Raw genomic sequence first — 25147 nt, forward strand, 5'->3', positions numbered from 1 at the left:
CAAGAAAGCGTTCGTCACCCTCGAAATGCAATGCGCAAGGCCAGTCCAGAAGTTGTTGCAAGACTGGCCTTGCAAGAGAGGAACAGCTGGCTGGGTTTAGACCAGTTTGACCAGCATTTTACCGGCGTTGGCTCCGCTGAACAGACCCATAAAGGCAGCGGGCGCCTGATCAATCCCGTTCATCACAGTCTCTTCCCACTTAATCTTGCCGTCCTTGATCCAACCGCCCATTTCCGCGAGGAATTGGCCTTGCATGCTGGCATAGTTAGACACAATGAAGCCTTGTACCTTTAGGCTTTTGCCAACGATATAGACAAGGTTTCTGGGGCCGGGGACTGGCTCTGTCGCATTATATTGGCTGATCATGCCGCATTCGGCAAAGCGCGCACCGGGACGGGCTACTTCAAGCGCGACTTCAAGATGTTCGCCACCCACATTGTCGAAATAAATGTCAATGCCTTGTGGGGCTGCCGCGCGCACAGCGGCGAGCAAGTCTGGCACCTTCTTATAATTGACGACTTCATCAACTCCGACCGACTTCAGCCATGCTGCCTTTTCGTCCGACCCGCATGAGGCTACGACCTTACAGCCCTTGATCTTCGCGACCTGGCAAACAAGCGAACCAACTGCACCCGCAGCGCCTGATACAAAGACCGTGTCCCCCGGCTTTGGCGCACCGATTTCCAAGAAACCGCAATAAGCGGTCATGCCAGGCATGCCCATCACCCCCAAAAAGGCCTGCAATGGGATGCCATGGGTGTCGATCTTGGTGAATAGAGCTTTGGGGCCTGTCACATATTCCCGCCAGCCCAACATGTGGGTCACGATGTCGCCCACTTGAAAGTCTGGATCGCCGCTTTCAACGACTTCACCAATGGCGTGGCCTTGTAGCGCTTCGCCCAATTGGAAAGGCGGCACATAGCTAGGGCGGTCATACATGCGGCCGCGCATATAGGGGTCAACACTCATCCAATGGTTCTTCACTTGGACAAAGCCCGCAGCGGGTGCCCCGATTTCAACGCTGGCGATTTCGAAGTTTTCAGCCACTGGCGAGCCTTCTGGACGCGACTTCAGGCGAACTTCTTTCGATGTAACTGTTGGCATGTATCTCTCCCTGCGAACCTGGCGCTCCTGAGCGCTTCTGGGGTGGGAATGACGGCCTTTTGGGCAGCGGGTCAAGTCATCTTGGCGAGGCCATTTGTGGCTTGCTGCAAATGTTTGCTGGAAATGGCTGGTTTGCTGAAGTTTTTTTGAGCGCGCGATTGATGGACGCCCGCCTTTTATGCTTGAGCACCACGCGCTTGTGACAGATGCGTGAAGCCTCCGTGACTTTTTGGATGGCAGACCCGCGTTTAAGTGAAGGGGCCGGTAAGAGCTTGTTGAAGGTGGGACTCATAGGAGCAGGTGTGGCGGGGGAGCGCCATGCAGCGGCGCTGCGCGTGACGTCCGGTGCTAGCCTGATCGGTCTTTATGAGCCCGATACCCGCCGTTCTGAGGGCTTGTGTGCCCGCTTCGGCATCGAGCCTATGGCCCTAGACGACCTGTTGGCACGAGCCGATGCCGTGATCATTGCTGCCCCGGCCGGAACCCATGGGCAGATCAGCCTGCAAGCCCTCTCCCAAGGTTGCCATGTTCTGGTAGAGCGCCCGATTGCGACTTCTCGCGAGGAAGCCCAAGCCATGGTCGCCGAGGCCCGTGCCCGGCACTTAATTCTGCAAGTTGGGCATAGAGAAGGCCCAACCTTGGCTGCCTTGGGGCTTGTCCCAGCCATGTCTGGATTGCGTCACTTTGAAGCCATACGTGAAGCGCCACCACGAGAACATATCAGCGATGTTTCGGTGATCTTGGATCTGATGATTCAAGATCTTTATGTCGCCGCCGTTTTGTTTGGTTCCCGCGCTGTGTCGGTTAGAGCCACCAAGCTGGGCGGTCGAGGGGCCGCCATTGATGCCGCAGAAGCCCGCGTGCGTTTTAAAGGGGGCGGTGAAGCCCGTGTACGCGCCACGCGGACTGCGAGCGTCCGCACTACCCAATGGATGTTGGATACCGGCCAAGGGCAGGGGCAAATGAGCGTTGATTTTGTCCGCGGCGTTGTTAGCCATGGGGCGAATTGGCCTAATCCGAGGCCATTTCTCGCCCAAGACTCAGATCCAGTCGCCCAAGTGCTTGGCCAATTTGTAGCGGCATGTACAGCACCCTATGCGGAATTGTCCAACCAAGAAGCGATTACGGCGATGGACCTCGCCCTGCAGATCGAAACCATTCTCAGCGCAAACCTTTGAACCAAGTCGCACATCAGGCTAGTTTAGGCCTATGAGCCAGACCCAAACTAAGTTGCACATCCTTTCTGCCCAGCTAAACCCCATTGTTGGGGATGTTTGGGGCAATCTTGCCAAAGCGAAAGCATGTTTGAGTGAGGCTTTGAGCCGCGGCGCAGACCTTCTTGTTTTTACAGAATTATTTTTGATCGGCTATCCGCCCGAAGATTTGGTGTTGAAGCCCGCGGCGGTCAAAGACTGCCGCGAAGCGACTGAGGCATTGGCGGGGCTGACATCGGGAACGGCTTTGACCGTCATCATCGGAACGCCTTGGCGCAACGAAGATGGGCTGTTTAATGCTGTGGCAATTCTTCAAGACGGCCGTGTGGCCGCCCTGCGGTTTAAGCATGAATTGCCCAATTATGCGGTTTTTGACGAAAAGCGGGTGTTCGATGCCGGGCCTTTGCCGGCCCCTGTCACCCTTGCGGGCGTCTCAATCGGCATCCCCATTTGTGAAGACATTTGGTTTGATCGCGTGACCGAAAGTCTTAAACAGCAAGGGGCAGAGCTTCTAATTGTGCCCAATGGCTCGCCTTATCGCCGCCCCGTCAAGCAAGAGCGTTTAGCCTGCGCAAGGGCGCGGGTGTCTGAAACAGGCCTTCCGCTGATTTATGTCAATCAAGTTGGTGGACAGGATGAACTTTGCTTTGACGGTGGCAGTTTTGCAGTGGAGCCGGACGGGGCGTTGGTTCAGTCGCTGCCCAATTTTGAAGAAAGCGTATCGGGAGCAACCTGGCAGAAACAAGCTGATCGCTGGGTATGCGTACAAGCAGAACAACGCGACCAAGTTGAGGGTGAGGCCGCAGATTATGCCGCTATGGTGCTGTCTTTGCGGGACTATGTGAATAAGAATGGCTTTCCAGGCGTGCTTTTGGGCCTGTCCGGTGGGATTGATTCTGGGCTGAGTGCGGCAGTGGCCGCTGACGCCCTCGGGCCAGATCGCGTGCGTTGTGTGATGATGCCCTCGCGCTATACCAGTCAAGACAGTTTGGAAGATGCTGCAGACAATGCGCGTCGCTTAGCTATTCCTTGTGATGTGATTTCGATTGAGCCAGCAGTCGAAGCATTCGCCCAAATGTTAAGCGGCCAATTTGCCGGCACGCAAACTGGGATTGCCGAGGAAAACATCCAAAGTCGTAGCCGCGCTGTGCTTCTGATGGCTTTATCCAACAAATTTGGTCACATGGTGTTGACGACAGGCAATAAGAGCGAGATGGCAGTTGGCTATGCCACGCTCTATGGCGACATGTGTGGTGGCTATAATGCGCTGAAAGACCTTTATAAGATGGAGGTTTATGCGCTTTCCCGTTGGCGAAATGCGCATACGTGCCATATCGGTCTTGGTGCGGCTGGCGAGGTCATTCCCCAACGCATTATCGACAAAGCTCCCTCGGCAGAATTGCGCGAAAATCAAACCGATCAAGACAGCCTGCCGCCTTATCCGGCACTGGATGACATGTTGCATGGCTTTGTTGAGGAAGAGGCCGAGATTGAAGATGTGATCGCGCGTGGCCATGATACAGCCATCGTGCACCGCATCCAAAACCTACTCTATGTCGCCGAATATAAGCGCCGCCAAGCGCCTCCCGGGGTCAAGATTGGCACGCGCAATTTTGGCCGTGACCGGCGCTATCCCATCACCAATAAGTATCGCGATAAGCCCTAAATTGTCGGCCGTTACGGCTTGCGTGCCTCGACGACCCAAATTGCCCCGCCCAGAGAGAGGTAGCCATCTTTTAGAAGCGGCAGAATCGCCGATTCCATCTTCTCGCGCACCATCGCAATCGTCTCTGGAGGCAATTGTGCGATTGGTAGGGCTGCGGGGCCAACTTCCATCACGAAATCAGCGGCCTTGATCGCACCCTTGCCAGAGCCCATCGACATGGAAGCATCAACCGCAGTGAACTGAACATCGGTCAGACCGGCTGCTTCCAAAATCGCTCGTGTTCGTTCGGGATTGGCAAACGCAAACGGGCTTGGCGCATCGGGGGGCGGTGGCGGCGGTGGTTCTGTCACGCTAACCAAGACCTGCATCGGCATGGTAACCCATTCGTTCTCTGCCGGCGGACGCCAACAAACGAACACCACCCGACCTCCGGGCTTCACCTGCTGAACCATATGCGCGAAAGCCGCTGTGGGATCATCAAAAAACATAACCCCAAAGCGCGAGATCAAGAGGTCAAATTCTTCGCCAAATACAGCGTCGGACGCATCGGCCTCCAGAAATCTTATATTCGCACGGTCGCCCGCGCGTTTTTGAGCCAAAGCCAGCAAGGAGGTTGAGATATCAACCCCGATCACTTTGTGACCGAGGTCGGCAATCATCAAAGAGGTTTCACCTGAGCCACAGCCGACATCGAGGACGGTTTGCGGGGCGCTGCCCTCTAGGCCAGAGGCCCGCATCAGGGCTTGCGTAAAGCCACCCAACATGGCGTCAATATCGACTTGCCGCCTCGTCCAACGCTCCCCCGCGAATGTGTTCCAAAGTTCTCTCTGCGCTTGGTTTTTTCCTTCAGACAAGCTTGCTCTCCCGACCGGCCCAATAGCGGTCGCGAAGCAGCCGCTTGTACAATTTACCGGTGGGATAACGTGGCAATTCTGCCATAAAGTCAATGGAGCGTGGTGCCTTTACATGGCTGATGCTGGCGCGGCAGAAAGCCAAAAGCTCAGCCTCTAAGGCGGGGCCAGCGTCGTCCATATTCATGGGCTGAACCACGGCTTTGACTTCTTCGCCAAATTCTTCGTTGGGCACGCCAAATACCGCAACATCGGCGACTTTGGGGTGGGTCACCAACACATTTTCGCTTTCTTGCGGATAGATATTTACCCCGCCAGAAATGATCATGAAAGCCTTGCGGTCTGTCAGGAATAAGAAACCTTCCTCATCGACATAGCCAACATCACCCAAGGTCGACCAGCCCAACGCATGGCGGCTTTCGGCAGTTTTTTCCGGGCTATTATGATATTCAAACTGTGGGCCATTGGCGAAGAAAACAGTCCCTGACTCCCCAGTCGGCACCACCTCGCCATCCTCGCCAACAATGCGCAGTTCACCCAAAAGGGCTTTGCCGACACTGCCCTTTTTGCGCAACCAATCCTGGGGCGAAATGGTGCAAAAGCCATTGCCCTCAGTGCCGGCATAATACTCATGGATGATCGGGCCCCACCAATCCATCATTTGCTGCTTGATCGCCACAGGGCAGGGGGCAGCGGCATGCACGGCCATTTTGAGGGAAGAGAGGTCGTAAGCTGTGCGGATTGCTTCATCGAGTTTCAGCATGCGCACAAACATGGTGGGCACCAATTGGCTGTCGGTGATGCGGTGCCGATCTACTGCTGCCAAATAGGCCTCTGGCTCAAACTTCTCCATCACAACAACGGTCCCGCCAATTTTATGAACGGACATACACCAGCGCAGCGGCGCAGCATGGTAAAGCGGGGCAGGGGAGAGATATTGGCTGTCTGCCGTGATGCCATAAATGGCCTGTGCCATCATTTGCAAGGCATTGGGGGCATCAATTGGGGCACCAGTTAGAGGGATCTTGATGCCTTTGGGCCGGCCTGTCGTGCCCGATGAGTAGAGCATGTCAGCCCCAGCGCTTTCGTCAGCAATGGGATCAGAGGTCTGGCCATCACGCGCCTCGGCATAGATTGCATGATCCGTCGCCGCGCCGCCAATTACCACTACTGGGATTTTAACTCCAGCATGGCGCATGGCGTCTTCTGCCAGTGCCAAGAAATTTACCCCGACAAACAGCATCTTCGCATGAGAATCGGTCAGAATATAAGCGATTTCATCAACTTGCAGCTTGGTGGACAGACAGGTGAAGTAGAGGCCCGAACGCTGGGCACCCCAAGCGATTTCAAAATATTCTGGACAATTGTCGAGAAGGACCGCAATTGCATCGCCCGCCTTAAGGCCGTGGCCGCGCAAGAGATTAGCAACTTGATTGGATCGCGCGTTGAGCTGCGCATAGCTTAACGACTGGCCAGAGCCTGCCATAATGACAGCCATCTTGTCTGGCGTTTGAGCTGCATGGTGTACTGGATGCATGGACGACTCCCATCGTGCGAGATTCTTTGCGATCTCGGCGCGTACATAGTCGTGGCATCGCACAGCCAATGTTGCAAGTCAGGAACCTGTGAACCCAAAATTGTGACGAATGTGCAACAGCTAGCCCCCATAGGCGGCGAATTAGCCTGTAGAAGGAATGATTGTGTCAGGGGTCGACTTGAAACCCGGGGTGCCGAGGATCACATGCCCCCCCGAGGGTATTTACCCGCTCAAGAGGAAAAATCATGGAAATTTCAATTCGCGCGATGATGATCGCGATGGGCGCTGCCGCCTTGGCTACGCCAGTATTTGCGCAGGAAGCCTCTGCGACCAAGGAAGCCGAAGTTGTTGTTGTGACGGGTACCCGGGTTGCTGCACGTTCGGCCCTGAGCACCGCAGCCCCCGTTGACGTTGTGTCTTCAGCACAATTGAGCCAGCAAGGCTCGCCCGAGTTGAACCAGCAATTGGCGACTGCTTTGCCGAGCTTCAACTTCCCCCGTCCAGCCATCGTTGATGGTACCGACTCTGTGCGTCCAGCTACCCTGCGCGGCTTGGCCCCAGACCAAACTTTGGTGCTCGTCAATGGCAAGCGTCGCCATACGGCTTCTTTGGTGAACATCAACGGCTCGATCGGCCGCGGTTCATCTTCCGTTGACTTGAACACCATCCCGACTGGCATTCTTGAGTCCGTCGAAGTGCTGCGCGATGGCGCATCGGCACAATACGGTTCGGATGCGATTGCAGGCGTGATCAACTTGCGCCTGAAGCAGCGCCGCGAGGGTGGCAATGTGACGGTTTCGTATGGCCAACGCCAGACCACAGTAAATACCGATCCTGCGCCACCTCTGCCAAACGGCACCACGAACTTTACCGCCGCGAACATCATTGCCAACCCAAGCTGGCAAACGATCCGCTCACGTGATGCAAACGATGGTGCGACCACGACGGTTAATGCGTGGGTTGGTTTGCCTCTGTTTGAAAATGGTTCTTTGACCATTGCCGCAGAAATTCAGAACCGCGAGTCCATTAACCGCCAAGGGTATGACACCCGCCGTCTGTACAATTTGCTGCCTGGCGGCGCTCTAGACCCGCGCGAAGCCACCATCAACCGCTGGAACCAGCAATATGGTGACGGTGAGCTGATCCAAGGCACGTTGTTCGCCAATGCGAGCATTGATCTGACCGACACCACCCGCCTGTATGGCTGGCTGAGTGCGCAAGGTCGCGACTCTACTTCGGCAGCCTTCTTCCGTTGGCCAGCCGATAGCCGCAACGTGGTTGAAATCTATCCAAATGGCTTCTTGCCCAAGATCAACTCTTTGATCAGCGACAATTCTTTCGCTTTGGGTATGGAAACCAAGTGGAATGGCTGGGATGTTGATCTAAGCGTGAACCGCGGCTTCAACGAAATGGAATTCGTGATCCGCGATACGTTGAACCGTTCTTTGGGCGTTGCAAGCCCAACCTCGTTTAATGCCGGTGGCTTTAACAACACCCAAACTGTCGTCAATTTGGCGGCTGTGAAGGGCTATAATGTTGGCTTGGCTTCGGACTTGAACGTTGCCGTGGGTCTAGAGGCCCGTCGCGATCATTATGAAATCTTCGCGGGCGAGCCTGGCTCTTACTTCCAGCAAGGTACGTTTGTTGCAGGCTCGCAAGGCTTTGGTGGCTTCAAGCCCTCCAACGAAATCGGCGTATCGCGTGACGCCATCGGCGGCTATATCGACTTGGAAGTCAATGTAACCGACGCTTTGTTGGTTTCGGGCGCAGTTCGCGTTGAAGACTACACCGACTTTGGCAACAATGTCAGCGGCAAAATCTCGGGTCGCTATGACTTCAACGAGATGTTTGCCCTGCGTGGTTCGGTTTCTAACGGTTTCCGGGCTCCAAGCTTGCAGCAGCAATTCTTTACCGCCTCCTCCACCAATGTGGTTGCAGGTGTGCCTCTGGAAATCTTGACCGTGCCATCGACCTCTCGCATTGGTCGCGCTTTGGGCGGTACAGAGTTGAAGCCTGAGGAATCGGTGAACTACTCACTCGGTGGGGTATTCCGCTTTGGTGATTTCAATGTCACTTTGGATGCATACCAGATCGAGTTGAGCGACCGGATTGTGTTGTCGGAAAACCTCAACCAGCCAGCTGTCAGCACTTTGTTGGCTGCGAATGGTATCGTTGGCATCAACGCCGTTCGCTTCTTCTTGAACGGTGTGGACAGCACCACCAAGGGTGCGGATTTGGTTGCAAGCTATCGTCTGCGCACCGACTTTGGTCGCTTTGACTTCACCGGTAGCATGAGCGTGAATGAAACCAAGTTGGACAAGACCCCAGTTATTCCGGCCTTGACCGCAATTGGCTTGACCCCAACCCAATTGTTCAACCGGATCAACACGCTGACGCTGACCGAGGGCCAGCCAAAGCAGAAGGCCTCGTTCAACACCAATTGGAATCTTGACAAATTCGGTGCCACCTTCAAAGCCACTTATTATGGCGAAGTGACCGAGCCAGGTACCGATGCCGCACGCGATATCAAATTGACCCCAGAAGTGCTGTTTGACATCGAAGGCCGCTACAAGCTGACCGATAAGATCAGCCTGACCTTAGGCGTAGAGAACGCAACCGACGTCTATCCACGCAAGACGCCTGGCACCACGGTCCTGACGCCGTCGACCTTCACGACCCTTAATAACTCGGGCGCAACAGCCTTCTCGCGTTATTCGCCATTCGGCTTCTCTGGCCGCTATGTATATGGTCGTGTTTCGCTCGACTTCTAATCGGCCCGTTAGCCGTCAAAAGGAAAGGCCGCGGTGGTGACACCGCGGCCTTTTCTTATTGGGTCTTCAGCAATCTACCGACGGCAGAGCACGTCTTCCAGATTGCCATTACGATCTTGGCCCGAGTAAACCGCGTCGCGCAGGCCTTGATCGCGGCAGAATTGGTTTGCATCAGCTCGACCACCAAACTGGCCTTGTGAGATGGTCCCCGGAAAGAACACAGTCGCGCGGCCTGTTGTTGTTTGCCCATTGTAGCGGGGCGGGCTGGTGTAGCCACCCCCTGGAGGGCCAAAACCGCCTCCACCGAAACCGCCGCCAAAGCCTGGATTACCAAAGCCGCCGCGACCGATGTATCGCACCGAGGAAATGCGCCCTTTGAACGATTCAAGATTCGGGATGCGGTCGCAATACGTGCGGCAGCGGCTTCCATAATCGGGATCAAGGCAGACTTGCCAGTCGCCGCGGGCGATCAGGCTGCCGGCGGCTTCGTCGAAATTGAGTTGGCGCAAATCGGGCACATCGCCTGTAATGGTCACTGCCTGCCCGCGGAAGTCGGTTCCAGCATAAAGGGTGATGGAGGGGCGGCTGCGGTCAAAGCGCTGGGCTTCTGCAGTGGGGGCGTTAGCCAGCGTGGTCAGGCCAGCGAGGGCAAGTATCAGAGCTTTCTTCATCTTCAGTCTCCTGAGGCAAGCTCCAAGTCCGAGGGCTTGGGGCGATGACACTGCTTTAAATCGGGCCATCTGAACGACCTCTGAGGGTGCCATTTCACTTCCGTTCATGTTTGGCGCAACGGCGGCAAACAAAGAAGGGGCAGTCAGCGACTGCCCCTTGGACTTCGATCATCCTGCAATTTGCCCTAATAGGCCAAAGCAGTCCCATCCTTGCGACTCTCGGTCGCCGCCTCATAGGCTCCGGTTTTTGGGTCGCGTTTAATGGCTTGATATCCACCAAAATCACCATCTGCACCACTGACCGTCCAACCCTTTTCGACAAGGCCCGCACGGGTTGCTTCAGGATAGCCAGACTCAAGAGCGACACGACCAAGCCCGGGCTTACAGCCGCCTTCAGGTTCGCAGCCCCCTTCATGTCGCCAACGAGGCGCGTCGCCTGCGGACTGAGTGTCCAAGCCATAATCGATCATATTTACGACAATCTGGGTCTGACCTTGTGGCTGCATCGCCCCGCCCATCACGCCAAACGCCATGAAGGCTTGGTTATCCTTAGTTATAAAGCCCGGAATAATGGTGTGGAACGGGCGCTTGCCGGGCGCATAGACATTGGGCGAAGCTGGATCGAGCGAGAAGGCCTCGCCCCGGTTCTGGAACATGAAACCCAATCCATCCGCAACCAAACCAGAGCCCATGCCGCGGTAATTGGACTGGATCAACGCGACCATCATGCCGCTGGAATCTGAAGTCACCAAGAAAGTCGTATCGCCCTTTTCAAACTGACTGGGGTCACCGGCACTGACTTCAACCGTGGCTTTACGAGGATCAATCTGTGCGGCACGACTTTTCAAATAGGCCGGATCGATCAGCCCTTTGGTCGGCACTTTGGCAGAAGCGGGATCGGCCAAGAATTTGGCGCGATCTTCAAAGGCAAGACGCTTGGCTTCAAGTTGCAAATGTAGGCTTTCTGCCGTGCCAAAGCCAGCCGCGGCCATATCAAACTGATTGAGGATGCCTAACATTTGAAGCGTGGTGACGCCCTGACTATTGGGCGGCAATTGCCAGACGTCATAGCCGCGATAGCTGACCGATATCGGTTCGACCCACTCGCTCTGATGGGCGGCAAGGTCGCTGGCACGCAACGGCCCACCGATGCGGCGCATATAGGCATCAATTTTTTGGGCGATTGGGCCTTTATAATAGGCGTCGCGTCCTCCGCGCGCGATTAAGCTCAAGGTCTTGGCTAGATCGGGGTTTTTGAAGACTTCACCCGCCTTGTGTGCGCCATTGGCGAAATAGGTTTTGCGTGCATTGTCAAACTCTTCCACTTCGCCCGCCTTAGCCCGTTCTTCGAGCCGTCGAAAATTGCTAGCCATATAATGAGCAATGATGGGCGGGACGGGCGTACCGGCTTCGGCATAGGCAATGGTTGGTGCCAAAACCTTGGCCATGGGCAATTTGCCAAACCGACTATGCATGGAAAACCAGGCATCGACAGCCCCGGGTACGGTGACGGTCAGGCTACCAAAGGATGGACGGCTGCCTGGCACACGTGTCTTAATCTTGGCTTCGCGGGCAGCGCGGTCAGCAAGGCTCATACCCATTGGCGCCCGACCAGAACCATTGATGCCATAGAGTTTTTGTGTCTTGGGGTCCCATATTAAGGCAAACAAGTCGCCGCCAATGCCATTTCCTGTAGGCTCTAATAGACCCAAAGCCGCATTAGCCGCGATGGCGGCATCCACCGCGGTACCACCTTGTTTGAGTGTATCAATAGCAATTTGGGTTGCGATGGGATGGGCCGTGGCTGCAGCCCCATTCATACCATAAGTTGGGCTTCGGGTGGCAAAAGCTGGCCCGGCAATGCGGTCTCCTGGGCGGACGATGCCATTTTGCGGACTCGTTTGGGCGTGGACACTTTGAAGGGGTGCAAGAGCGATACTTCCTGCAAAGGCGCAGGAACTGATTTTCTGCCAGAAATACCTTGATATGCGCATGCGCTTGGACCCCTTCAGCCTAGATTTTGTAAGACTGTAAACAAGATTGTGATCCACGTCATCTAGCGTGTTTGCCACCTTGGCAAAGGGTTTAACCTGTGGTTGGATCAGGCTATGATTAAACATTTTATTGTGCGCACCGCTTCGTTTTTTTGTTGTTCGCTTTTGATTGCTTTGCCGGTTGTGCCCCAACTGGCAGCAGCGCAAGCCATCAGCCAGACCCGGCCGATTGCGGCCACCCCTGCCAATGCCGTGTGGCCTTGGGACGGCTCAGACCTCAAACCAGAAGCCTGGACGACGTTTGGCGTTTTGCCTAATGGCATGCGCTATGCCATTCGCCCCAACAAATTGCCTGAGAAACAAGTCTCTTTGCGGTTTCGTATTGATGCAGGGTCGAGGCACGAACGCGATGATCAGCGCGGGTTTGCCCATTTCATCGAGCATATGGCCTTCAATGGGTCGACCAATATTCCTGAGGGCGAATTGACCAAAACCATGGAGCGACTGGGGGCCAGCTTTGGCAGTCACGTCAATGCACATGTGAATTATTCAGAGACCCAATATAAGCTGGATATCCCCAGTGCCGATGAAGGCCGGCTGGAAACCGCCCTTGGCATTTTTCGCGAAACCGCAGATCGGCTTTTGTTCAAAGAAGATGCGGTGAAGCGCGAGATTGGGGTCGTCATTTCTGAAATGAATGATGGCGAAGGCCCTGGTCGACGCGTCAGTCGCCAGATCGCCCAATTCTTGGGGCCGAAGGAACGGGCCACCATGCGTGAACCGATTGGCGTACGTGAGATTGTCGAAGGGGCGACAGCTGCCAAGCTGCGGGAGTTTTATGATACGTGGTACCGGCCTGAACGCGCGGTCCTGGTGATTACTGGGGATGTGGATGTGGCCGCGACACAAGCCTTGATCAGCAAAACTTTTTCAGACTGGCAGGCCAAGAGCCCTGTCAAGCCGACTGACCCAGATTACGGTTTCCTGATCAAGGAGCCTATGAGGGCCAAGATCATTGTCGAGCCCGAACAACCTTATGTGGCCTTGATTACGCGTCTGCGACCCGATCCAACCGACTATGGCGACCTTGATACTCGGCAAAAACGGCAATGGTCTGGCTTGCAGGGTCTTGCACAGGGCGTGTTTTCCCGTCGTCTGCAACGGTTGCAATTGGTCGATAACCCCGTGACGCTCAGCGTAGGCTATTTGCAACAGGTGACCAAAACCGGCGATACTGTTTCACTTTACGTGGTGCCGCGCGATAAGGGCTGGGCTGAAGCCTTGAAGCCAGTCGCCATTGAAGTGCGCCAAGCATTGCAGACAGGATTTACCGCTGAGGAGATTGCCGAAGAGATTGCCGGTGGCAGGCAAATGTTGGAGCGCGCGATCACCGAGGTATCCACCCGGCGCACAACAGCTTTGTCGTCGTTTTTGATTGCTAGTCTGGGTAGTGACACTGTACCCACCAGTGCGGCCGATAATCTTGCGCTTCTCAACGAAATTGCTGAGATCGCGACTCCAGAGCTTGTCAGTCAAGCTTTTGCCAGATGGTGGACCCAGAGCGGCGAGCCACAGATCGTTTTGATCGCCAAGGAAGCCGTGACAGGTGGCGAGGCAGCAGTCCTTAAGGCTTGGGAAGAAGCCATGGCTACCCCATTGCCGGAGCGCGATGCTGTTACGAAAGCGGTGTTCAAGCCTCTCAATCCAGGCCCTGCCGGCAAAGTCGCCAAAGTGCAGGAATTGACCTATCCCAAGGCCAAGATTGTGACCTTCGACAATGGTGTGCGGCTCTCTTACATGCACACGGACTACACCAAGGACCGGGCCCAAATCCGCATTGGCCTGAACGCGGGCTATTTGGCTTTCCCGCCAGATGACCCCCACTGGCCGGGCTTTGCGTCGGCCAGTTGGAGCGGCGATGGCATTGGCGATCTGACGCTGGACCAAACCATCAGCGTCTTTGCCAATCGCACCACCAGCCTGGCCTCCGTGCGCATTGATCCTGACACACTGGAAATGTACGCAAGCCCCGCCAGCGCTGATTTCTTAGAACAAATGCAAGTTATGTTGAGCCAAGTGCTGGAACCCCGTTTGGGACCTCGCGCGGCGGCTGTCCGGCGAGATGGACTAAAGCAGAGCTGGGACAGTTATAACCAGACAGCCGATGGCGTCTTCAACTTCTATTTCCCGACCTTGTTCCTGACAGGCCATCCAGAATATCGCGAACCCGATCTTGATAGCATCCTGAAGAGCGATGATGCCAAAGGAAAACAATTGCTCAAGCGGCTGCTCGCTGAGGGCAAAATCCATATCGTCGTTGTTGGTGATGTTGGTTACGACCAAGTGGTGGACGCTGTCTCACGCACTTTTGGTGCCTTGCCGGCCCGCAAGGGGCTGGCGCTAGATCTCACCCAATTGGCATCCATTCGCCTCTTGCCAACAGGGGGGCCTCCACGTGTCCTGACGCATAAAGGCCCCAAGGAACAGGCGATCGTCTATGTCACGTGGACCGGGGTGGGCAATGTTGACCCGTTTGAGGCTGAGCGTAAGAGGATATTGGGGGATATCATCCAATTGCGCTTGACCGATAAAGTGCGCGAGGCGGCGGGCAAATCCTACTCTCCAAGTGGTGGCTGGAGCGGGCGGAGCTATGCCAATGTGGGCGGCTATTACGCCTCCGCCAATGTGACCCCAGATCAGGTCAAGCAGGTAGAAGCCATAATGGATGAGATCGCGGCTGACCTTGTGCGTGATGGCGTCACACAGGACGAGATCAATCGTGTGGTTGAACCCGATGTGAAGTCGATTGAGCGCTCGCGCCAAAATAATAGCTATTGGTCGTTTGTGCTGTCGGATTTGGACACGCCGCGTTTGCCGGGTTCGGCAAGCGGGTTTTTCTTGGACCGTGAACCGGGTCGGGAAGCCCGCCTCAAGGCAATCACACGTGACGAGCTACACGCCATTGCCAAGCGCTATCTCTTGCCGCAAAACACCATCAGGGTCCAAGTTGTGCCAGAAGGCAGCGCGGTGACCCAAACAGGCGAGGGCAGCCAAACCAAGCCCAAGTGAGGCAACACAATGGGGCAAGCATCGGGCGGTGAGGCGTGTGCGCATCTTCCCGATCGTCGTGTCTTGTTGGTGGCCGCAGGGTTGGCTGGCTTGGGCTTTTGGGCACCGCCAGCCTTGGGGAACGGCCGTGCCGAAGCTGGCCTGAGCGGTAATCCCTCGCGCGGTTTGACATCATGCTTGCGCGCCATCGCTGCCGCCCATGGGCTTGGGGTGGGCCAATTGTCTGTGATGGTTGTGGTGAGTCCTGCCATGATGGGCGATGTTTCAGACTCAGGACTGGTGCGGTTGTCTTCAGGCTTTGTTGCAGCCTGTGGCGGGCCGGCGCGCGTTGGAGCGTGGTTTTCGCAGGCTCTCGCCAATCGCAAGAACAAAGGGTCGAGTTCAGATCGCGATGAGCTTGCCTTGCAGGCTTTTGTGCGCGCAGGCTATGACCCGCGCCTGATAGTGGCCCTGTGGCAGGATTGGTCAGCTTCTCCTGCCTTGACCCGCTTGGGCCCACGCGGTGACTGGCCTTTGTCAGAGGCGCGCCGCACGGCACTGGCCGCCCGGGTCACGTCATTGGGCTATCTCTTGTAGCACGCGGGGTCAGCCTGCTGTGGCAAATCGCTGGTTTGAACACTAAACCCCTTGAAGAAGCGGGGCGAAAGCGGTATCCCCCGGCCCCTCGCATGTGTGCCGTGGTAGCTCAGTTGGTTAGAGCGCCAGATTGTGGCTCTGGAGGTCAGTGGTTCAATTCCACTTCACGGTACCATGCGAATTCGGTCCATACCTTCACCAAGTTATGGACGGCCGTAACGGCGCTCCTTTTTCAGGCTGAGGGTTGAGCCTTCCCCATGATACAGCCGAACACATGATCCTGCACTCTCAAGCTTCGATTCTGATTGTAGGTGCGGGTCCAGTCGGTCTGTGTGCAGGCGTTCGGCTGTTACAGGATGGGCTTCAGGTCAGAATACTTGATTCAGGCGTCAGGGGCGCAGGCTGGGCTTCTGGTGGCATGCTGGCCCCACTTTATGAAATGGCCGCAGACCCGGCTTGCCCAGATGCCTATCTTCAGTTTGCGATGGAAAGTGCTGCTCTTTGGCTAGAGCTTGCGAAAGCAGGTGATATTGCGTTGCAAAGCCCTACACTTTTTCTCGCGCGCGGCGACGGTGAATGCCATGCGCTGGAGAAACTTGCTATCCGCGCGGCAGCCCATGGGCTGGAAGTCAGGTCCGCAAACGTTCCCAAAGCACTCAATGCCATGGCCGCCTTCGAGGCACCGAATGAACGGGCTCTAGAGCCGCGGGCGGCCTTGAAGTGCCTTTCCACCCTCTTTCAGTCTCTCGGTGGCGAATTTGTCCAAGGCCAAGCGCAAAAAATCGGCCCAAACTGGGTTGAGTTGACCAGTGGTACCAAGCTTGAATTTGATCGAATCATTTTGGCAAACGGCTTTGGTGCGGCACGCTTGGCGGACTCAGTGCCAATCACGAGCGCACTCCGCCCGGTGAAAGGGCAAATGCTACGTGTTGCGCATGCGGACTTATCAAGCCCCATCCTACGCGCAGGTCGTCTCTATTTCCTTTCGCGGCAGGGGAGCTTGGTGATCGGGGCAACCTCGGACCCGCTGGCACTGGCAGACACCACAGTCGATGTCGATCCTATTTTGGTTCTCTTGGCAGAAGCCAAAGCGCTGTTGCCCTCGGTTGCAAGAGCACCCGTTGTCGAGGCTTGGGCAGGCCTTCGCCCGGCCACCCCTGACTCTCGGCCGCTGGTCGGTGCCACCAGCCAAGCGGGCGTCTTTCTGGCTACGGGAACCTATCGCAATGGCTGGCTGCTGGCCCCCGCTATTGGCAGCTATATCAGCCAGCTTATATCTGGCAGAACACTGGACCAGGACTTAACGAGCCTCTTGGCACCCATGCGCTTTTCCAGTTAAAAGGCGCGACCTAAATGTCCGGACAAATGCACGGGGGATGAAGACTATGAGCGGCTTTGAAATGAATGAAGAGCACCGTGCAATTGAAGAAGCCGTCGGCCGGATTTGCGCCAAATATGATGATGCATTTTGGTCTGAAACAGATGAAACGGGCCGGTTTCCAGAGCCTTTTGTTGCCGATATGGCCGATGGTGGCTGGCTAGGGTGTGCGTTCCCGGAAGCCTATGGCGGGGCCGGGCTTGGTTTGGTCGAGGCCGCCATTGTGATGAAGACGGTGGCGCAATCTGGGGCTGGCTTTTCGGGAGCTTCGGCGATCCATCTGAATATTTTTGGCCCAAAGCCGATCGAGAAATTCGGGACCGAGGCACAAAAACAAGCCTATTTGCCAAAACTGATCACTGGCGAACACAAAATGTGTTTTGCGGTAACAGAACCAAATGCGGGCCTCGAGACCGCCGCCATCACCACGCGAGCGGTGCGCACCCATGAAGGCTATACGATTACAGGCCGCAAGATTTGGACGACGTCTGCCCAACGCGCCGATAAGATCCTGATATTGGCGCGCACCACGCCGCGCGAAGAAGCCGCCCGCCCAACCGATGGCCTCAGCCTGTTTTACTGTGATTTCGACCGCACTGCGATTGATGCCAAGCCCATCCCCAAAATGGGCCGCAAAGCCGTTGAATGTAACATGCTGTTTATCGAGGATTTAAAGGTTCCCCATGACGCGCTGATTGGAGAAGAGGGCAAGGGCTTCAAATATATTCTTTCTGGTCTCAATCCAGAACGTGTGCTGTTTGCCGTTGAAGCCATTGGCTTAGGGCGTGCGGCGCTTGCTCGTGCCGCCCAATATGCCAAGGAACGGGTCGTGTTTGGCCGCCCTATCGGTATGAACCAAGGTGTTGCCCATCCTCTAGCCAAGTCTTGGTGTGAGCTAGAGGCCGCGGAGCTTTTGGCCATGAAGGCGGCCGCCCTATTTGATGTCGGGCTTGAATGCGGTGCAGAAGCCAATGCTGCCAAATATCTGGGTGCTGAGGCGGGTTATCATGCGTGTGAGGCCGCCGTGCTGGCCCACGGTGGCATGGGCTATGCTAAGGAGTATCAGGTTGAACGCATGTTCCGCGAATCAATGATTGCGCGCATCGCCCCAGTTTCGCGTGAAATGATTCTAAACTTCGTCGCAGAAAAGGTTTTGGGTCTACCAAAATCTTATTGATTTCCGTGTCTTATAATCATGCTAAGAGAGTCTTAACCATGTTTGGCTGATCCTGCCGCTGTGGAACTGGCCGACCGAAGTGCGGCTCAAAGGCTGTAGGAGACAAGCAAGTGACACCCGAAGCCATTGGTGGCTCACCTGTGCGCCAAGCGATTGCTCATGCGTCGCGGACAACGGGTATGGACTTTCAGTTCTTGCTCTCAACGGCTGTGCGTGAAAGCTCACTCAATCCTAAAGCTGAAGCAAAAACCTCGAGTGCTACGGGCCTGTTTCAATTCCTCGACGCAACGTGGCTTACAACGGTCAAGCGGCACGGGGCTAAACATGGTTTGGGTGCGGAAGCTGCCATGATCGAAATGGGCAGTAATGGACGACCCAGTGTCGCAGACCCCGGTCTGAGACGCGCAATTTTGGATTTGCGCTATGATCCAAAAATCTCGGCACTGATGGCTGCTGAGTTTGCGGGCGATAATGCTGATTACTTGCGTGCACGCACGGGCCAAGAGCCCGAACCAGGTGATCTTTATGCTGCTCATTTTCTCGGCGCTGGGGGCGCGGCTGAATTGGTAAATGCCGTTCGCGATCGACCTTGGGCAAGTGCCGCCGACCTATTTCCCAGCGCGGCAGCAGCCAATCGGCCAATCTTTTACAAAAGCAGTGGTGCTGAGCGCACGGTTTCAGAAGTGCTTGAGAATTTGCGGGCCACCGCGAATCGTCAAGTTCCAGCAGTTAGTCGACATGAATTGGGTGATGAGCCTGCCCATTTGTTTGGTCCCAAATCCTATGCGGCAGGATCGGTTGATCGGGCCATGGCGAGCCGCTTGATGGCAAGTCTGATGGACAATGAGTCTTTCAATGGTCAGCCAAATGACTTCATGCGTTTGTTAGGACAGGTCGCTGATGGCGACGAGAAATCCTTGGCGGCTCTGAACCCTACAATGCTTGCCCAACTCTATGGGGCAGGCGATCAAAGACAAGAAGAAGCGGGCCTTGATCTCATCCAATCCCTGCTAGGCATGAAGTCCATTGCGGAAATTCTATCTCCAGAGGGCACATCCAGAGCGGGCAGTGGTGATGAGTCTGCTGCGGGATTCGATCTAAAGACACCGATCTGACACGTAGCAAGATGGTCGTCCTAACTGGGTCGCTGTAGACCAATTGCCACGCCAATCCCAACCATCGCGGCACCCAGATAACAATAAGCGCAATGCTGGCGCGCCATCCAAACGAGCTCTTGGAGTAGGCCCTGCGCGCTAAGACCTTGCCCATGATGACACCAACCGACAAGCTGGTACGACGTTCCTGATAAATAGGGACCTAACCCAATCAACAGGCTGCCAACGCCTATAAGCAACAGAGCGAGGAGCTGATTGCTTATTGAAAGAGTGGGCTTTTTTATTGGAAGATCTCTGATTTCTTGAAGCGTGTGCATGGAATAAAAAGCCTCCTCACGCGTTTGTGAGAGTGCGACCATGCCTGAAAAGTCGCACCAATTCCAGCAAAATTGACGCGCAGACCCTGCGACAAAATAACCCTTTTATTTATGTGGAAATAGGGCGTATCACGAATCCGTGACCGTAGTGCGGATAAACCGTGCTGGCTTCTGGGGGCCTGTCTGACGATGGAACCAACTCAACTCAAATCGAAAGCGATGCCTCGCTTCGACATTTTCTTTACGTGCGGCGTCGCCTTCTTGGTTGCGCTTTGGGCGGTTTTCGCCACGTCGCATGCCGATGATCTGGGCATGATTGTCCATGGCTGGATCTTCCTAGCTGCAGCCATACTCGCCGTGTTGGGCTTGGTCTTTACCGCCCAAGTTACAGCACTGCAAAACGATCAGGCAACCTATAGTGACGGGGTGGTCCGCTTTGGCGTGATTGCATCAACGTTTTGGGGAATTGTCGGGATGCTGGTTGGGGTGGTGATTGCCTCGCAATTGGCGTTCCCAGAGCTGCTCTATTTCAAGGACTTTGGGTTTTTGAACTTTGGGCGTTTGCGGCCTTTGCACACATCGGCGGTCATCTTCGCTTTTGGTGGCAATGTGCTTTTGGCGACAAGCTTCTATGTTGTTCAACGCACATGTCGGGCCAGATTGTTTGGCGGCATGCTGCCTTGGTTCGTGTTTTGGGGCTATCAGCTTTTCATCGTGCTGGCGGCAACGGGCTATTTGTTGGGCGTTACATCGGGCCAGGAATATGCTGAGCCTACATGGCATGTGGACTTGTGGCTAACGGTTGTTTGGGTGGCGTATCTTTTGGTCTTCCTTGGCACGCTGTGGAAGCGCAAAGAGCCCCACATTTATGTCGCCAATTGGTTTTACTTAGCCTTTATCGTCACCATCGCCATGCTGCATGTGGTGAACAATTTGGCGGTGCCAACCTCAGCTTTTGCTACCTCTTCTTACCCCTTGTTTGGCGGGGTGCAGAATGCTCTGACTCAATGGTGGTATGGCCATAATGCTGTTGGCTTCTTCCTGACGGCAGGCTTCCTGGCCATCATGTATTACTTCATTCCAAAACAAGTAAATCGGCCAGTTTACTCCTATCAATTGTCGATTGTGCACTTTTGGGCTTTGATCTTCATCTATATCTGGGCTGGCCCTCACCATTTGCACTACACGGCACTCCCCCAATGGGCCCAAACCTTGGGGATGACCTTCTCGATCATTTTGTGGATGCCCAGTTGGGGTGGCATGATCAACGGCCTCATGACTTTGTCTGGCGCTTGGGACAAGTTGCGCACGGACCCTGTGTTGCGGATGTTCGTCGCCTCGCTGGCCTTCTATGGGATGAGTACATTTGAAGGCCCTGTCATGTCGGTTCGGGCTGTGAACTCCCTGTCGCATTACACCGACTGGACTATTGGTCACGTGCATTCAGGCGCACTTGGTTGGGTCGGCATGGTGTCGTTTGGGGCGCTTTATGCCCTCACACCCTGGCTCTGGAAGCGCGAGCGGCTTTATTCCTTGAAACTGGTTGAGACGCACTTCTGGCTCTCCACCATTGGGATCCTATTTTACATCTCCTCCATGTGGGTGTCGGGGATCCAACAAGGGCTCATGTGGCGCTCTTATAATGAGTTTGGCTTCTTGACCTATTCCTTCGTGGAGACCGTTAAAGCCATGCATCTGCCCTATATTGTTCGGGCAATTGGTGGGCTCCTCTACCTCATCGGTACCTGCATCATGGCCTATAACTTGTGGCAGACCATTAAAGGGGCCGTGGCCAAAAAAGAGCCGCTGTCCTTCACCACCCCCAACCTTGTCCCTGCAGAGTAGGAGCAACGATCATGCTTTTCAAAAATCACGGCATTATCGAACGCAACTCCATGATCCTTTTGATTGGGATTTTGTTGGTGGTTTCGATTGGTGGAATCGTCCAAATCGCCCCGCTGTTCCGGATCGAACAAACGATTGAAAAAGTTCAAGGTGTCCGTCCCTATACACCGCTCGAACTTGCTGGACGCGGGGTCTATATCCGCGAAGGCTGTTACACGTGTCACAGTCAGATGATCCGTCCTTTGCGAGACGAGATTGAGCGCTATGGTCACTATAGTCTTGCGGCCGAGAGCATGTACGACCACCCGTTCCAATGGGGTTCGAAACGAACAGGGCCAGATCTTGCTCGGGTCGGCGGGCGGTATTCCGATGCTTGGCACGTCCAGCATTTGATCAACCCTCGCTCGGTTGTGCCTGAATCCATCATGCCACCCTATGCTTTCCTCGAAGGCCGAGAGATAGGCATTAAGGATGTAGTTGACAAACATCTTGTCGCCCAAACGCGAGTTGGTGTGCCTTACACCCAGGCCGCTATCGACAATGCGAAAGACGACCTTATGGCTCAAGCCGATCCCAATGCCGATAGCGAAGGCTTGCAAGCACGCTATGGCGGCAAAGTCACGGTTCGCGACTTCGACGGTGATCCATCAAAAGTAACAGAGATGGATGCCTTAGTGGCCTATCTCCAAGTCCTTGGCACGATGGTCGACTTTAAAACCTATGAGCCCACCAAGGCTGAAAATCTGCGCTAGGGAGGCGTCCATGTCCTACGAACAATTGTCCGCCTTCGCCCAAACATCAGGCATGATTTACTTCATGGCCATCTTCGCTGCTGTCTGCCTGTACGTGTTTTGGCCAAGCAATCGCGCCAAATTCGACAGAGCTGCCCGTATGCCACTTGAGAATGAGGATATTGACCATGTCCGATAATACACCAAAGGACGACATCACAGGTGTCGAAACAACGGGCCATTCCTGGGATGGCATTACGGAGTTGAACAATCCGCTGCCACGTTGGTGGGTGTTGACCTTCTATGCCTGTATTGCGTGGGCTGTGGTCTATTGGGTGGCAATGCCCGCTTGGCCAACCCTATCGGGCCATACAAAGGGCTTGCTGGGTTCGTCAGACCGCCAGCAGGTGGATCAGGAAGTCGCAAAACTGGTCAATTCGCGTGCACCCATGTTCGCGCAGCTTCAGGCTACCCCCATTGAGATGGTGAGCAAGAACAAAGAGCTGTTCCAGTTTGCGCAGGAATCAGGTCGCGTTGCTTTTGCCCAAAATTGCTCAACCTGTCATGGCGCAGGTGGGCAGGGTGCTAAAGGCTTCCCCAGTCTCGTTGATGACGTTTGGCTGTGGGATGGGTCGATCCAGGGCATTCGCTCGACCTTACAAACTGGGATTCGCACCGATCACCCCGAGACCCGCTTTAGTCAAATGCCAGCGTTTGGGCGCGATAAATTGTTGGAGCCGCAACAGATTGCTGATGTTACTCAATATGTATTGACGCTGTCACGCCAACCAGCCGATGCAAAGGCGGCCGCTCGGGGGGCAAGTGTGTTTGCGGCCAATTGCGTGGCTTGCCACGGAACTGAGGGCAAAGGAGATCCGACCCAGGGTGCACCTAATTTGACCGATAGAGAGTGGCTCTATGGCGGGTCGGCGCAAGATATCACCGCCCAGATCAATTTGGGACGCGGGGGGGTGATGCCCACCATGTCGCAACGGCTTGATCCAGCGACTCTCGATGCTTTGGCCATTTACGTCCATTCACTCGGTGGCGGCACTTGAACCGACCAGCGACCCCTGAGGTCTCATGAAAGTCATGGATACCCTAGACCGGCCCGGCCCTGCCGCTTTTGCGAGCGGCGAGGCCGCGCATGGGATAGCCCGCTCGGATGCTGTGGCGGTGAACAATGCCCAACAGCGGGAGCTCTACGAAAAGCGTCAGCAAATTTACCCCAAGGCGGTACATGGATTTTGGCGTCGCACAAAGTGGCTGATCCTTAGCCTCTTACTGGGCCTCTACTATCTGGTGCCTTTCCTGCGTTGGGACCGGCCAGGGTCAGCCCCCGACCAATTTCTTTTGATCGACTTTACAGGGCGCCGCTTTTACTTAGGGCCCATCGAGATCTGGCCACAAGAACTTTATTATGTAACTGGGCTTTTGATTTTAGCGGCGATTGGTCTGTTTCTCGCTTCGGCCCTCTTTGGTCGGGTGTGGTGTGGATATGCGTGCCCACAAACGGTTTGGACTGACCTTTTTATTGCAGTTGAACATTGGTTCGAAGGGGATCGGAACCAACGTATCCGTCTCGACAAGCAACCTTGGGACTTCAATAAAGCTTGGCGCAAGATCGGGAAGCACGCGGTTTGGTTGATCATCTCCCTCGCAACTGGCGGCTGGTTTGTGGCCTATTTCCACGACGCACCAACCCTTTTTGCAGGCTTTTTCACCTTGCAAGCGCCGATGACGGCCTATGTGTTTGCTGGTCTCTTGACGGCGACGACCTATGTTTTCGCCGGAACTCTGCGCGAGCAGGTTTGTACCTATATGTGTCCGTGGCCTCGAATTCAGGCGGCAATGCTGGATCAAGAAGCTCTGTCGGTGACCTATCGCTATGATCGCGGTGACCCACGGGGACCCCATAAGAAGAATGACCCCTGGGAAGGCCGCGGTGATTGTATTGATTGCCGGCAGTGTGTCGCAGCGTGCCCAGCCGGCATTGATATTCGCGATGGCCTGCAGATTGAGTGCATCAATTGCGCCTTATGTATAGATGCTTGTGACGAAATCATGGTCAAGATTGATCGGCCAAAAGGTCTGATCGCCTACGACACCATTCAAAACATTGAACGTCGCCAAGCCGGTCAAAAGTCTGGCTATCGCTTCATTCGCGGGCGCACTCTATTCTATGCGAGCTTGTTTGTTGGCATTGGTAGTCTGATGCTGGGCAGCTTGATCTTGCGCAAGACATTAGACGTCAATGTACAGCGTGACCGGGCCCCTTTGTTTGTGCCGCTCTCCACCGGGCAGGTGCGCAATGCCTATACGGTCAAAGTCTTGAATAAAGCGGACCATAGTCGGGATGTGCGCATCCGCATCAAAGGTGTGGAAGGCGGGCAGTTGCAGGCCAATGAGATGCAAGTCGTCAACGATAGTATTGTCTTGACCGCGGGACCTGATCGCGTCGCCCAAGTCCGCCTGTTTGTGGTGGCAGACCCCGAACGGCTTGCGCATCGTTCCGTGCCGGTCATGGTTGAAGTGCAATCACTGAAGGATGGTGAATTGGCCAAAACCAAATCTGTCTTCATTCGTGGGGACCAATCTGAAGAGAGAGAAGATAATGATTGATCTTGCTGCGCCATCCAAGGCCTTTCGCTTAACGGGTTGGCATGTCTTGGCCATGTTTGCTGGCCTGTTTGGTGTGATGTTGGCGGTCAATAGTCTTTTCGTTGTTTTGGCTCTGAAGACTTTCTCTGGCGAAACCGATCATGCCTATATCAATGGCTTGAAATTCAATGAGACTTTGGCGGCAAATGCGCGCCAAGCTGAGCTGGGTTGGACCATGACCTTGGGATTGGAACGGCCCACTGGCGGAGGTGCTGTGCTAGAGGCGCGCCTGGCAGACCGCAACAATCAGCCATTACGCGGCGCACGTCTTCAGGGGATGATAGGGCGCACGACCGACGAAAAGGAAGACCAATCTCTGCGTTTCACAGAGACAGCGCCGGGCATTTATCGCGCTGTGATCCATCAAATTCGGCCGGGTCGCTGGAAGTTTAAGGCATCCGCGCAGCTTGACGGTGCGCCTCAATTCTCAACGGAGACAACGCTATCACTACGTTAAACCCCACCACAGA

At 55.2% G+C, this 25147-nt stretch carries 19 protein-coding genes and 1 tRNA gene; 15 read left to right on the forward strand and 5 right to left on the reverse strand.

Annotated elements, in window-relative coordinates:
- Positions 1-96 precede the first annotated feature (96 nt).
- Positions 97-1104, reverse strand: a complete 1008-nt coding sequence (locus tag B7364_RS13070; protein WP_085340482.1) for an NADP-dependent oxidoreductase — start codon at positions 1102-1104, stop codon at positions 97-99.
- A 206-nt stretch (positions 1105-1310) separates the two neighbouring features.
- Here B7364_RS13070 and B7364_RS13080 point away from each other — a divergent pair, with 206 nt between their 5' ends.
- Positions 1311-2282, forward strand: coding sequence for a Gfo/Idh/MocA family protein (locus B7364_RS13080; RefSeq protein WP_085340484.1), 972 nt, complete (start codon positions 1311-1313; stop codon positions 2280-2282).
- Between the two features lie 31 nt (positions 2283-2313).
- Positions 2314-3984: an NAD+ synthase gene (locus B7364_RS13085; RefSeq protein ID WP_085340485.1), complete on the forward strand. Its 1671-nt coding sequence runs from the start codon at positions 2314-2316 to the stop codon at positions 3982-3984.
- Positions 3985-3995: 11 nt separating this feature from the next.
- Here B7364_RS13085 and B7364_RS13090 read toward each other — a convergent pair whose 3' ends face one another.
- Positions 3996-4838 (reverse strand): class I SAM-dependent methyltransferase, encoded by an 843-nt coding sequence (locus B7364_RS13090; RefSeq protein WP_157893698.1) that lies wholly within the window; start codon positions 4836-4838, stop codon positions 3996-3998.
- A complete protein-coding gene (locus B7364_RS13095; protein WP_085340487.1) occupies positions 4831-6372 on the reverse strand; it encodes an acyl-CoA synthetase in 1542 nt (513 codons plus the stop codon). Before B7364_RS13095 ends, B7364_RS13090 begins: the two co-directional genes overlap by 8 nt.
- Before the next feature lie 245 nt (positions 6373-6617).
- On the opposite strand from B7364_RS13095, the gene B7364_RS13100 reads away from it, so the two are divergent.
- Positions 6618-9143, forward strand: a complete 2526-nt coding sequence (locus B7364_RS13100) for a TonB-dependent receptor plug domain-containing protein (protein ID WP_085340488.1) — start codon at positions 6618-6620, stop codon at positions 9141-9143.
- 74 nt (positions 9144-9217) lie between these two features.
- Here B7364_RS13100 and B7364_RS13105 read toward each other — a convergent pair whose 3' ends face one another.
- Positions 9218-9814 carry a beta/gamma crystallin-related protein gene (locus B7364_RS13105; protein ID WP_198534244.1) on the reverse strand — a complete coding sequence of 199 codons (597 nt, stop codon included), beginning with the start codon at positions 9812-9814 and terminating at the stop codon, positions 9218-9220.
- A gap of 185 nt (positions 9815-9999) precedes the next feature.
- Positions 10000-11808, reverse strand: a complete 1809-nt coding sequence (ggt, locus tag B7364_RS13110) for a gamma-glutamyltransferase (RefSeq protein ID WP_085340490.1) — start codon at positions 11806-11808, stop codon at positions 10000-10002.
- 114 nt (positions 11809-11922) lie between these two features.
- Between ggt and B7364_RS13115 the strand changes: the two genes are divergently transcribed.
- The 12 genes from B7364_RS13115 to B7364_RS13175 all read left to right on the forward strand — a co-directional run bounded on the left by B7364_RS13115 (position 11923) and on the right by B7364_RS13175 (position 25134).
- On the forward strand, positions 11923-14877 hold the full coding sequence (locus tag B7364_RS13115; protein WP_085340491.1) for a M16 family metallopeptidase: 2955 nt from the start codon (positions 11923-11925) through the stop codon (positions 14875-14877).
- A gap of 9 nt (positions 14878-14886) precedes the next feature.
- Positions 14887-15453 (forward strand): hypothetical protein, encoded by a 567-nt coding sequence (locus tag B7364_RS13120; RefSeq protein ID WP_085340492.1) that lies wholly within the window; start codon positions 14887-14889, stop codon positions 15451-15453.
- Positions 15454-15551: 98 nt separating this feature from the next.
- A tRNA-His gene (locus B7364_RS13125) sits at positions 15552-15628 on the forward strand.
- A gap of 69 nt (positions 15629-15697) precedes the next feature.
- Positions 15698-16792, forward strand: coding sequence for an NAD(P)/FAD-dependent oxidoreductase (locus B7364_RS13130; RefSeq protein WP_232780908.1), 1095 nt, complete (start codon positions 15698-15700; stop codon positions 16790-16792).
- A 46-nt stretch (positions 16793-16838) separates the two neighbouring features.
- Positions 16839-18008 carry an acyl-CoA dehydrogenase family protein gene (locus B7364_RS13135; RefSeq protein WP_085340494.1) on the forward strand — a complete coding sequence of 390 codons (1170 nt, stop codon included), beginning with the start codon at positions 16839-16841 and terminating at the stop codon, positions 18006-18008.
- A 110-nt stretch (positions 18009-18118) separates the two neighbouring features.
- A complete protein-coding gene (locus B7364_RS13140) occupies positions 18119-19123 on the forward strand; it encodes a hypothetical protein (protein ID WP_085340495.1) in 1005 nt (334 codons plus the stop codon).
- A gap of 506 nt (positions 19124-19629) precedes the next feature.
- A complete protein-coding gene (gene ccoN, locus B7364_RS13150) occupies positions 19630-21285 on the forward strand; it encodes a cytochrome-c oxidase, cbb3-type subunit I (protein WP_198534245.1) in 1656 nt (551 codons plus the stop codon).
- 8 nt (positions 21286-21293) lie between these two features.
- Positions 21294-22037, forward strand: a complete 744-nt coding sequence (gene ccoO, locus B7364_RS13155; RefSeq protein ID WP_085340497.1) for a cytochrome-c oxidase, cbb3-type subunit II — start codon at positions 21294-21296, stop codon at positions 22035-22037.
- Positions 22038-22047: 10 nt separating this feature from the next.
- Positions 22048-22215: a cbb3-type cytochrome c oxidase subunit 3 gene (locus B7364_RS13160; RefSeq protein WP_085340498.1), complete on the forward strand. Its 168-nt coding sequence runs from the start codon at positions 22048-22050 to the stop codon at positions 22213-22215.
- Complete coding sequence (ccoP, locus tag B7364_RS13165; RefSeq protein ID WP_085340499.1) at positions 22205-23074, forward strand: cytochrome-c oxidase, cbb3-type subunit III; 870 nt, start codon at positions 22205-22207, stop codon at positions 23072-23074. The genes B7364_RS13160 and ccoP overlap by 11 nt, the downstream gene beginning before the upstream one ends.
- A 25-nt stretch (positions 23075-23099) precedes the next feature.
- Entirely contained in the window at positions 23100-24638 is a 1539-nt protein-coding gene (ccoG, locus tag B7364_RS13170; protein WP_198534246.1) for a cytochrome c oxidase accessory protein CcoG, read from the forward strand.
- Positions 24631-25134: a FixH family protein gene (locus B7364_RS13175; RefSeq protein ID WP_157893699.1), complete on the forward strand. Its 504-nt coding sequence runs from the start codon at positions 24631-24633 to the stop codon at positions 25132-25134. Before ccoG ends, B7364_RS13175 begins: the two co-directional genes overlap by 8 nt.
- The last annotated feature ends 13 nt before the right edge of the window (positions 25135-25147 follow it).

The sequence above is a fragment of the Aquidulcibacter paucihalophilus genome, assembly GCF_002105465.1.
In the GTDB taxonomy this organism is placed as follows: Bacteria; Pseudomonadota; Alphaproteobacteria; order Caulobacterales; family Aquidulcibacteraceae; genus Aquidulcibacter; species Aquidulcibacter paucihalophilus.

Coding starts and splice junctions, on each gene's coding strand:
- B7364_RS13175 (WP_157893699.1), top strand. CDS start 24,631: ATGATTGATCTTGCTGCGCCATCCAAGGCCTTTCGCTTAACGGGTTGG.
- ccoN (WP_198534245.1), top strand. CDS start 19,630: ATGGAACCAACTCAACTCAAATCGAAAGCGATGCCTCGCTTCGACATT.
- ccoP (WP_085340499.1), top strand. CDS start 22,205: ATGTCCGATAATACACCAAAGGACGACATCACAGGTGTCGAAACAACG.
- B7364_RS13085 (WP_085340485.1), top strand. CDS start 2,314: ATGAGCCAGACCCAAACTAAGTTGCACATCCTTTCTGCCCAGCTAAAC.
- B7364_RS13135 (WP_085340494.1), top strand. CDS start 16,839: ATGAGCGGCTTTGAAATGAATGAAGAGCACCGTGCAATTGAAGAAGCC.
- B7364_RS13105 (WP_198534244.1), bottom strand. CDS start 9,814: ATGAAGAAAGCTCTGATACTTGCCCTCGCTGGCCTGACCACGCTGGCT.
- B7364_RS13115 (WP_085340491.1), top strand. CDS start 11,923: ATGATTAAACATTTTATTGTGCGCACCGCTTCGTTTTTTTGTTGTTCG.
- ccoG (WP_198534246.1), top strand. CDS start 23,100: ATGAAAGTCATGGATACCCTAGACCGGCCCGGCCCTGCCGCTTTTGCG.
- B7364_RS13080 (WP_085340484.1), top strand. CDS start 1,311: ATGCGTGAAGCCTCCGTGACTTTTTGGATGGCAGACCCGCGTTTAAGT.
- B7364_RS13100 (WP_085340488.1), top strand. CDS start 6,618: ATGGAAATTTCAATTCGCGCGATGATGATCGCGATGGGCGCTGCCGCC.
- ggt (WP_085340490.1), bottom strand. CDS start 11,808: ATGCGCATATCAAGGTATTTCTGGCAGAAAATCAGTTCCTGCGCCTTT.
- B7364_RS13120 (WP_085340492.1), top strand. CDS start 14,887: ATGGGGCAAGCATCGGGCGGTGAGGCGTGTGCGCATCTTCCCGATCGT.
- B7364_RS13095 (WP_085340487.1), bottom strand. CDS start 6,372: ATGCATCCAGTACACCATGCAGCTCAAACGCCAGACAAGATGGCTGTC.
- B7364_RS13160 (WP_085340498.1), top strand. CDS start 22,048: ATGTCCTACGAACAATTGTCCGCCTTCGCCCAAACATCAGGCATGATT.
- B7364_RS13070 (WP_085340482.1), bottom strand. CDS start 1,104: ATGCCAACAGTTACATCGAAAGAAGTTCGCCTGAAGTCGCGTCCAGAA.